The sequence below is a fragment of the Pseudomonas sp. P7758 genome, from assembly GCF_013386485.1.
In the GTDB taxonomy this organism is placed as follows: Bacteria; Pseudomonadota; Gammaproteobacteria; order Pseudomonadales; family Pseudomonadaceae; genus Aquipseudomonas.
Genome location: NZ_JACARS010000102.1, coordinates 1 through 8,829, shown reverse-complemented (window position 1 = coordinate 8,829; position 8,829 = coordinate 1). Strand labels below are relative to the sequence as shown.

3 protein-coding genes are annotated in these 8,829 nt (G+C 63.3%); 1 reads left to right on the top strand and 2 read right to left on the bottom strand.

What is annotated here, in order from left to right; all coding sequences use genetic code 11:
* Together HX873_RS21545 and HX873_RS21540 are read right to left on the bottom strand one after the other, a co-directional pair.
* Window positions 1–1,357 (bottom strand): efflux transporter outer membrane subunit (locus HX873_RS21545; protein ID WP_177123181.1); only part of this gene is annotated, 1,357 nt, incomplete at its 3' end.
* Window positions 1,357–2,151, bottom strand: a complete 795-nt coding sequence (locus HX873_RS21540; protein WP_008430236.1) for a helix-turn-helix transcriptional regulator — start codon at window positions 2,149–2,151, stop codon at window positions 1,357–1,359. The genes HX873_RS21540 and HX873_RS21545, both read right to left, overlap by 1 nt.
* Window positions 2,152–2,637: 486 nt before the next feature.
* Here HX873_RS21540 and HX873_RS21535 point away from each other — a divergent pair.
* On the top strand, window positions 2,638–8,829 hold a 6,192-nt coding region (locus HX873_RS21535; protein ID WP_177123180.1), incomplete at its 3' end, for a non-ribosomal peptide synthetase.

Sequence of the window (8,829 nt, the reverse complement as noted above, 5' to 3'; positions counted from 1 at the left end):
CCGTATACAAATTCACCTCCGCCACCAACTGCGCCAACCGATCAACAATCAACGCCTGCTGCGAACTGAACAACGACCGCTGCGCATCCAGAAACACCAGATTACTGTCCACCCCACTGCGATACCGGTGCTGAGCCAGGTCGTAATACGTCTGGTTGGCCCGAACAAAATCCCGCTGCGCCGCCAGTTGCTCGTTATACGTTTGCCGCGCCGCCAGCCCGTCCGAGACTTCCTGGAACGCGGTCTGAATCGACTTCTCATACTGCGCGACATAAATGTTCTTCTGAATCTTCGCGTAATCCAGGCTGGCCCGCAGGCTGCCCGCGTTGAAGATCGGCAGATTGATCTGCGGCTGGAACCCCCAACTCCCCGAGCCCCCCTGGAACAATCCCGACAGATCCTTACTCGAGGTGCCCGCGTTGGCCGTCAGCGTAACCGAAGGAAAAAACGCCGCCCGCGCCGCGCCAATATTCGCGTTGGCCGCCTGAAGCTGATACTCGGCCTGCACAATATCCGGCCGCCGTTGCAGCAGGTCCGACGGCAACCCGGCCGGCACCCGGGCTACCAGGTCGTCGGACAGCGGCTGTGCCGGCAAAGAATCCGGCACCGGCCCACCCACCAGCAACGCCAGGCTGTTGAGGTCCTGGGCCACCTGCCGCTGGTAGCGCGCAATGCTTGCCCGGGTACTTTCGACGCTGGTCTGGGCCTGGATCACATCAATCGACGTCGCCTTGCCCGCCGTTTTACTGCGCGACGTCAGACGCAGGCTGTGCTCGTCCGAGGCCAGCGTCTGCCGGGCCAGGGCCAGCAGTTCCTGGTCGGCGCGCCAGGTCAGGTAAGCGTTGGCGACGTTGGCCACCAGGCTCAGTTGCGCGCTGCGCCGAGCTTCTTCAGTGGCCAGGTATTGCAGCATCGCCTGCTCACTGAGGCTGCGTACACGGCCGAAAAAATCCAGCTCGTAGGCGCTGACGCCCAATGTCGCCGAATAGGTAGAGGTGATCGCAGACTTGCCGGTGGTAGTGGCGCGCCGCGGGACTTTCTGGCGGTTTTCGGCACCCGTGGCAGACACCGCCGGGAACAGGTCGGCACGCTGGATGCGGTACTGCGCCTGGAACGCTTCGACATTCAGCGCCGCCACCCGCAGGTCACGGTTATTCACCAGGGCCTGGCCAATCAACTGCCGCATCACCGGGTCACGGAACAACTGTTGCCAGTCAGGCCCGGAGGCCGATGGCCCCACCCGGTCCGCGTTATACACCGGGAAGTGCGCCGGGGTCGGTGCCTCGGGCCGCTGATAGTCCGGGATCAACGAACACCCGCCAAGCACACACGCCACGCCGAGCATCAGTTTTTTCATCACGCGCCAACCATCCATTTGGCCAGGCCATGCCGGCCACTCACGCCCAGTTTGGCCGCCGCGCGCTTGAGGTAGGTTTCGATGGAGCTGTTTTTCACGCTGAGTTTCTCGGCCATCTGCGGTACGGTTCCGCCGGTCAACAACCCCAGGCAAACCTCCTGTTCCCGCGCCGATAAGGTGATGTCACTGAGTGACAGGCGTTTATAGAATTCGCGCTGCAATTGCGACTGCTCCAACGGAGTTTTAGAGGGCTCGGGCGCTACCGGCGGGGCCTGTCGATTGATCTGCGCGTGGCGCTCGATCAACGGCAGCAAGGTTTCCGAAAGGCTCTTGAGAAACGACAGCTGCGCCAGGGAAAAGGCGCGTTGGGTGTGGGGCCGGTAGAACGAAATCACGCAGCGCCGATTGGCCTGGCGCGATACCAGGTTGCACTGATGGGAGGTGCCGCGGGTGTGGGTGCTGTCGGCCTTGGCATTCATCTGGATCAACAGCGGGTCGTTCATGCCGAGCATTTTTTTCAGCAGCGGATGATCGTCGCGGTGATGCAGGGTGCGCGGTGGCGGCAGGTCCTGCTTCAACCCGTCGCTGCCAAGTAACTTGATATCGAGCACGCAGGCCTGGTGCTCGTCGAGGGTCCATTCACTGAGGTCCACCAAGTGAACCGGTACCAGCTTGTTGACCAGTTGCAGCATGTTCGCTGCGAAGTGTTCAGTGCCGGTGCTTGAAATCAACTCTCCCAACTCGAAATAAAAATGCGGATTTTCCATATTCCGAATACTGCTGGTCAGACTCATAGCCATCTCATCCTTGATGTCGAAAACCGTCAACGGTTGCCCGTACGTGTGCAGGCCTCCCGTTCTCCTTGAACCTGGGTCGGTGCTCGAGGCTTCATTTAGCCACGTGGATTTGTCCTACGTATGTAGCGGAAACGAGGGACACAACCTGCCATAAAAAGCGCGCCATTATTTCGTCATTTCCGACAGGGATATAGGCTGAAGCTGCAGGGTAAAAGGATTTTAGAGTTTGTTAACTAGTTGATATAAAACATATTTACTCAATTTTCTCGAAATGCTCGGCTATATGGCATCGGCCAGATGTAGCCAATCTCCTACATCCATTTAATCGTTTCAGCACTGAACCATCAGCCAACCCCGGCGCGGTACCCGGGCTGTCCGGGTTTCGGGTGACATACGGCCCTCCGGGGCGATGCTTAAATCCCGTTGATTTCGCCTCAATGGGGCGTTGTGCGCCTTATCGACACCTCACATGAGAAGGATCTTATGACGTATTTCCCCCTGACCGCCGCCCAGCGGGATATCTGGCTCGACCAACTGCGCCTCGGTGACTCGCCGCTGTACAACATCGGGGGTTATATCGAACTCACGGGCACCGTGAATCCCGCATTGATCCAGCGAGCCATCGAGCACCTGGTGGCCAAGCACGACGCATTGCGTACGGTGTTGCAAGTGGCGGCCGATGGCTTGCCACGGCAGGCGTTTGCCGAGGCAATGGCGGTATCGGTGCCGCAGCATGACGTCTCGCGCCAGCCGGATCCCCACGCGGCCGCCGAGGCCTTGTTGCAGGCGCAGATGGCGCGAGCCTATGCGCTGGTCGACGAGCCGTTGTTCCGCTTCTTCCTGGTCAAGCTCGATGACCAGCATTACCGCCTCGGCACCCAGGCTCACCACCTGATTCTCGATGGCTGGGGCTTTGGCCAGATGCTGCAATCCCTTGCCGGTATCTACAGCGCCCTGGAGCAGGGCCGGCAGCCGGACCTGTCGGCGCCGTCCTATATCGACTTCATCGACAACGATGAACGCTATCGCGAGTCGGCCCGTTACGCCCGGGACCGCAGCTACTGGCTGGACAAATACCAGGCGCTGCCAGAGCCGCTGCTGACGCGCCGTTACCAGGCCAAGGGCGATGCGCCGAGCAACACCCTGGTAGCACCGTTTCCGGCGGCGCTGCTCAATCGCATGGCGCGGGCGGCGAACCATTACCAGGCGTCGGCGTTCCATGTGTTATTGGCGGCGATGTACCTGTACTTCAGCCGCACCGGCCAGCGCCAGGAGTGGGTGGTGGGGCTGCCGATACTCAACCGTTCCAATGCACGCTTTCGTTCGACCCTGGGGCTGTTCACCCAGGTCAGTGCCGTGCGCTTGCAGTTCCGCGACGACCTGCCTTTCAGCGCCCTGGTGCGTGGCGTGCGCGACCAGCTCCAGCAGGATTTTCGGCATCAACGTTTCCCGCTGAGCGAGATGAATCGCGAGCTGGGTTTGCTGCGCGCCGACCGCGGCCAACTGTTCGACCTGTCGGTGTCCTATGAGCAGGACGACCATGAATTTCGCTACGGCCAGGCGTCGGCCCGGGCGATCAAGGTGTCCAACCACCATGAGCCGTTGCCGCTGGCGATTCACTTGCGCAGCAATCGCTACCACGACACGGCGTGCCTGCACTGCGTCTACAACGAGGCGTACTTCCAGGCACACGAGGTGCAGGCCCTGGCCGATCGCCTGGTGTATGTGCTGGAGCAGGGGCTGGAAAACACCGCGCTGCCCCTGGCTGACTTCTCACTGATAACGCCCGACGAAACCACGCAGTTGCAACGCTGGAACGCCACCGCCCAGGCCTATCCCGCAGCGCAAACCCTGCATGGGCGCGTCGAGGCCCAGGCCGCGGTGACCCCGCATGCGGTGGCGGCGGTGTATCAGGGGCAGCGATTGACGTATGACCAATTGAATCAACGGGCCAATGCCCTGGCGCGGCAGCTATTGGTGCTCGGGGTAAAGCCCGACGACCGTGTGGCGATCGTCGCCCGGCGCGGCCTGGAGACGCTGGTGGGCTTGCTGGGGATTCTCAAGTCCGGCGCCTGTTATGTCCCGGTGGACCCGGCCCATCCTGCCGAGCGCCTGCACTACCTGCTCGATGACAGCGCGCCGGTGGCGGTGCTGACGCAGACGGATTTGCTCGAGCGTCTACCGGTATTGAGCGTGCCGGTCATCAATCTGGATCACGCCACGGCGCAGTTGGCGCGCAACCCGCAAGTGGCGATGACACCCGCCAACCTCGCGTATGTGATCTACACCTCAGGCTCCACCGGCCTGCCCAAGGGCGTGATGGTGGAGCACCACACCGTGGCCAACCTGGTGGACTGGCATTGCCAGGCCTTCGATTTGCACGCGGGCAGCCATACCGCCAGCGTTGCCGGTTTCGGGTTTGACGCCATGGCCTGGGAGGTCTGGCCAGCGCTGTGCGTGGGCGCGACCTTGCACTTGCCGCCGGCCCACGACGGCGCCGAAGACATCGACGCGCTGCTGGCCTGGTGGCGCGCGCAACCGCTGGACGTATGCTTCCTGCCCACGCCGGTGGCCGAGTATGCGTTCAGCCAGAATATCGAACACCCGACTTTGCGCACGCTGCTGATCGGTGGCGACCGCCTGCGCCAGTTCAACCAGGCGCGCAGTTTCGCGGTGATCAACAACTACGGTCCCACTGAAGCCACCGTGGTTGCCACCTCGGGCCTCGTTGAGGCCGGGCAGGCGCTGCACATCGGCAAACCCATCGCGAATGCCGCGGTCTACCTGCTGGATGAGCAACAGCGGCCGGTGCCCATCGGTACTGCAGGCGAGTTGTACGTCGGCGGGAAAGGCGTGGCGCGGGGCTATTTGAACCGCCCGGACATGACCGCAGAGCGTTTCCTTGATGACCCATTCAACACGGGCCGCATGTACCGCACCGGCGACCTGGCGCGTTGGCTGCCGGATGGGAATATTGAATATTTGGGCCGCAACGACGACCAGGTAAAGATTCGCGGCGTGCGCATCGAGCCGGGGGAGATCGAGTCCGCCCTGGCGGCTTATGAAGGGGTCACCGAAGCGGTGGTGCTGGTACGCGAGGGGCAGCTGTTGGCCTGGTTCACCGAGCATGCGCCGGTAGCGATTGAAGCGCTTCGCGCCCATCTTAAATCACGCTTGCCGGATTACATGGTGCCGCAGGCCTACGTAAAGCTGGACGCGCTGCCCCTGACGGCCAACGGCAAACTCGACCGCAAGGCCTTGCCGGCACCCGGTGCCGATGCATTTGTCAGTCGAATTTACGAAGCCCCCGAAGGGCCTACGGAAATCGCCCTGGCGCAGATCTGGGCCGATGTGCTGCACGTCGAGCGGGTGGGGCGGCATGACCATTTCTTCGAGTTGGGCGGCCATTCGCTGTTGGCGGTCCAGTTGGTGCAGCACATGCGCCAGGTCGGGTTGCAGGCCGACGTGCAGGTGCTGTTCGGCCAGCCGACCCTGGCCGCACTGGCGGCAGCGGTTGGCCAGGGCACCGTGCTTGATGTGCCGGCCAACCGTGTTCCGGCGGGTTGCCAATTGATTACTCCGGACCTGCTGGCGCTGGCCGAACTGGACCCGCCGACGATAGAACGCATCGTCGCCGCGATCCCCGGCGGCGCCGCCAATGTGCAGGAGATCTACCCGCTGGCGCCGTTGCAGGAAGGCCTGCTGTATCACCACATCACCGACGAGCGCGATCCGTACCAGCAACACGCGATGTTCAGCTTTGCCCGCCGTGAACAGCTGGAAGCGTTCGCCCAGGCGCTGCAACAGGTGATCGACCGCCATGACATCCTGCGCACCAGCCTGGCGTGGGATGCCCTCGAACAACCGATGCAAGTGGTGTGGCGCAAGGCGATTCTGGACGTGCAATCGGTGGCCCTCCAGGGGGACTCAATTCTCGAACAACTGCGCGAACGCCAGCGGCCACTGGACTTGCGCAAGGCGCCGCTGATGGCCCTGGATTACGCCGAAGACCGGCAGAACCGCCGTTGGGTGGGCATGCTGCGTTTCCATCACCTGGTGAACGACGCCACATCGACGCAAGTACTGATGGCGGAAATCCAGGCGCATCTGCTTGGCCAGCAACAGCAATTGCCGGCGCCGGTGCCCTATCGCAACGTGGTCGCCCAGGCCCGGTCAGCGGAACGCGAGGCCGGGCACGAAGCGTTCTTTCGCGAGCGGCTGGCGGATGTCGACGAGCCGACCCTGGCCTTCGGTTTACAGGAACGCCAGGCGGATCGCCGTGACACCGAGGAAGCCGACCTGCTGCTTCCCGACGCACTCGGCCAGTTGTTGCGCGAGCAGGCCCGCACCTTGGGTGTCAGCGCGGCGAGCCTGTTTCATCTGGCGTGGGCCCAGGTACTGGGTCGCGTCTCGGGCCGTGACGATGTGGTGTTTGGTACGGTTCTGCTGGGGCGTTTGCAAGCAGGTGAGGGCGCCGACCGTGCCCTGGGCATGTTCATCAACACCTTGCCGCTGCGGGTACGCCTGGCCGGGGTGACAGTGCGCGAGGCGATCAGGCAGACGCAGCAGCAACTCAGCGCCTTGCTCGCCCACGAGCAAGCGTCCCTGGCGTTGGCCCAGCGTTGCAGCGGCGTCACACCGCTGTTCAACAGCCTGCTGAATTACCGGCATGTCTCGGTCGAGGCACTCGAGGTGCTGCAGCCCGGCATCGAATTGCTGAGCAGCGAAGACATCCTCAGCTACCCACTGATGCTGACGGTGGACGACCTGGCCAGCGGTTTCCGGCTCAAGGCCAAGGCGCCCCGCAAGGTCGGTGCCCAGCGCCTGCTGGACTACCTTGGCACGGTGCTGGCGGGGTTGGTGGAGACGCCCGAGGCGCCGCTGTTCGATGTACAGGTGCTGCCCGCGACCGAACTGCAACAGCAACTGGTGGACTTCAACGCCAGCGAAACCGACTACCCCGTGGACCAGACCGTCCACGCCTTGTTCGAAGCCCATGCCCGGCACACACCTCACGCGGTGGCGGTGCAGGCCGGTGAGCAGCAACTGACTTACCGCCAGCTCAACGAGCGCGCCAACCGCCTGGCCTATCACCTGCGCGAGCGCGGCGTGCAGCCGGATTCGCGGGTCGCCTTGTGTGTCGAGCGCGGGTTGGACCTGGTGGTGGGCTTGCTGGCCATCCTCAAGGCGGGGGGCGCCTATGTACCGTTGGACCCGGGCTACCCTCGCGAGCGTCTCGCCTACATGCTGCAAGACAGCGCGCCGGTCGCCTTGCTGGTACACGGCGCGACCCGGGATTTGCCGGGGGAGGTGTCGATACCGGTGATCGACCTCGACCACGGCGCCTGGCACCAGGCGCCTGAAGGCAACCCGCGAGTGCCGGGGCTGAGCGTACGCAACCTGGCGTACGTGATGTACACCTCCGGCTCCACCGGCACGCCCAAGGGCGTGATGATCGAGCATCGGGGCCTGGGCAACCTGATGCACTGGGGCTCGCAACTGTGCCCGAATGCCGAGGGTGGCGCGTTGTTGCAGCGGGCGCCGTTCAGTTTTGACGGTTCGGTGTGGGAGCTGTTCTGGCCGCTGACCAATGGCATGCGCCTGGTCCTGGCGCGTCCCGATGGGCACCGTGAACCGGCGTACCTGGCGCAGGTGATTCGTGAGCAACAGGTCAGCGTGATCAAGTTTGTGCCGGCGATGTTGCAGCAGTTTCTGGAGCTGGAGGAGTCTGCGCTTTGTACCAGCCTTACCGACGTTTTATGCGGTGGCGGGGAGCTGACAGAGGCCTTGGCCCGTGGGGTTCAGGCGCGATTGCCCAAGGTGCGCTTGCATAACGTCTACGGACCGACCGAGGCGACGGTGGACAGCAGTGCCTGGACGCTGGAGCCGGGTGCGCCGGTGCCGGGGTTGCAGTTGCCGATTGGGCGGGCCATCAGTAATACCCGGCTTTACGTATTGGATGAGCATGATCGGCCGGTGCCGCTGGGGTGCAGTGGGCAGTTGCATATCGGCGGGGTGGGCGTGGCTCGCGGGTATCTGGGGTTGGCGCAGATGACGGCGGAGCGGTTTATCGATAGCCCGTTTGTGGCGGGGGATCGGTTGTATCGCACGGGGGATCTGGTGCGGTATTTGCCGGACGGGAACCTGGAGTTTCTGGGGCGCAATGACTTTCAGGTGAAGCTGCGTGGGGTGCGGCTGGAGCTGGGGGAGGTTGAGGCGCGGTTGGCGGCGCATCCTGCATTGCGCGAGGTGGCGGCGTTGATTCGGGATGAGCGGTTGGTGGCGTATTTCACTGTTCGTGATGCGGTGCCGGGGCTTGAGGCGTTGCGCAGTTACATGGTGGAGGGGTTGCCTGAGTACATGGTGCCTTCGGCGTTTGTGCGGGTGGAGGTGTGGCCGCTTAATCCGGCGGGGAAGCTGGATCGCAAGGGGTTGCCGGAGCCTGGGGTGGAGGCGGTGTTGAGTCGCGCCTATGAACCGCCTCAGGGGGAGGTGGAGACGGTGATTGCTGGGGTTTGGGCGCAGGTGCTGAAGCTGGATCGGGTGGGGCGTCAGGATCACTTTTTTGAGTTGGGAGGGCATTCGTTGTTGGCCGTGGGGGTGGTGGCGCGGCTGCGTAAGGCGGGGTTGGAGGTGGATGCCCGGTCGTTGTTCAGTCAGCCGACGGTGGTGGGG